Below are 2,025 nucleotides of genomic sequence, written 5' to 3'. Positions count from 1 at the left end.
GGGCAAAACCTTTTAGTCAAAATCAATTTAAAAAGCAGTTAACAAATGCGTTAACAACTTATACAGGTGATCCATCTTTATTAGTTATCTCATCTTACTCGGGTAATGGTTGGTGGGGGGGGTGCATATTACAACTATTACTACTCCGGTAACCAAAGTTTATCTAAGTTCGCACCCAATCAAGGGTATCTATATATCAGGCTGAATAAAGACAGCCTTCAAACCAACAGATCTCCGGAATTCTGGGCTTCGAAGATTGCACATGAGGTCCTTCACAATCTGGGTTATTGGCATCCAAACTATAAAGACGCCATAGAAGCCAATAACTTGTGGACTAAAAGGTTTTGCGATTGCTAAAAATAGTACTTTATGATACAGTTTTTTAATCGATATGATTGTAAAAAAGTACTTTTGCGATTGCTTGCTCTTGTCAGTCCCAGAAATATCGCCACAAACCCTTATTATTTTGTAAACTTACAAAAGAGTTAGGTCTACTAAATTTAGCAATACTTTCTGATAAAAACAAAATTTGTATAACTTGATTCTAAATTAGGTATCATTCAGAGGTAAAATCACAAAATTATCTAAAATTGTGGTTAAAGCTACAGAAAATTGTCACAGCAACTAACTGATACAGTATTTCCAGCCTCGGTCTTCCGACTAGACAGTGGTTTAACGTTTATCCATCAAGAAATTCCCACTACTCCTGTAGTTGTGGCGGATGTTTGGGTGCGTGCTGGAGCAAGCCTAGAGCCAGAACCGTGGTTTGGCATGGCGCATTTTTTAGAACACATGATTTTTAAAGGTACGGCGACGCTACCCCCTGGAATGTTCGATTCTAAAGTTGAAAACCGGGGAGGTGTGAGTAATGCGGCGACAAGCTATGATTATGCTAATTTTTCACTTACCACAGCTGCTCCTTATTTAAAAGATACTCTGCCCTATTTGGGAGAACTACTGCTTAATGCGGCAATTCCAAAAGATGAATTTAGCCGCGAACGGGACGTGGTGCTAGAAGAAATTCGCTCTTGTCAGGACGATTCTGACTGGATAGGCTTTCAAGCGCTGATTCAAAGCATCTATCCGCATCACCCTTACGGACGTTCGGTGTTGGGTACTGAGCAAGAACTGATGCAGCAATCGCCAGAAGCAATGCGCTGTTTTCACCGCACTCACTATCAGCCGGAAAACATGACAGTGGTAATTGCCGGGGGTATAGCCCAGCAACCAGCTTGGGAAATGGTAAATAGTTCATTTGCCGATTTTGCTGAACGCTCTAATTGTCCGCAGTTTGAGAAAGTGACAAAGCCAGTAATAACAGGAATTCACCGTCAAGAACTATGTTTACCACGCATAGAACAAGCGCGATTATTGATGGCGTGGCTGGTTCCAGGAGTAGAAGAAATCCGCGCTGGCTTTGGTTTAGATTTATTGTCAGTGTTATTGGCAGAAGGGCGGACTTCGCGTTTAGTGCGCGATTTGCGAGAAGATTTGCAATTGGTACAGGGGATTTGCAGTAGTTTTGCTCTACAACGGGAATCAAGTTTATTTACAATTACTGCCTGGTTGGAACCAGAAAATCTGGAGGAAGTTGAGTCCTTAATTTGCGCTCATTTGGATGATTTGCAGACTACAGGAATTAGTGAACAGGAACTTGCTCGTACACGCAGGCTGTTATGTAACGATTATGCGTTTTCTACCGAAACGCCAAATCAGCTTACAGGGCTTTATGGGTATTACAATACCATCGCCCAAGCTGAACTAGCTGTGACATATCCCCAGCAGATTCAGTCTTTTGATGCCAAAGAACTGCAAAAATTAGCTAAACAGTATCTCTCCCCAGAGAATTACGCAGTTACTGTACTTAAGCCCTGTTAGTCATTAGTCATTAGTCATTAACAAATGACAAATGACAAATGACAAATGACAAATGACAAATGACGCGAAATCCCACTCCTTTTAGGGGTGGGATGAGCTTAAAAGTCCCGCGATGTCTGCGACGGGCTACGCCTACGCAATCCTCAT

The 2,025-nt window shown here is 41.9% G+C and carries 1 protein-coding gene; it reads left to right on the top strand.

The features are described 5' to 3' along the window. Positions 1-612: 612 nt before the first annotated feature. The gene (locus tag LC574_RS37600; RefSeq protein ID WP_229458695.1) at positions 613-1,878 is read left to right on the top strand and encodes a pitrilysin family protein; all 1,266 of its coding nucleotides are present in this window, start codon (positions 613-615) and stop codon (positions 1,876-1,878) included. The last annotated feature ends 147 nt before the right edge of the window (positions 1,879-2,025 follow it).

Source organism: Nostoc sp. CHAB 5715, from assembly GCF_020829685.1.
In the GTDB taxonomy this organism is placed as follows: domain Bacteria; phylum Cyanobacteriota; class Cyanobacteriia; order Cyanobacteriales; family Nostocaceae; genus Nostoc.
Note: the sequence above shows the minus strand (reverse complement) of the source record. Positions and strands in the feature narration are given on the sequence as shown.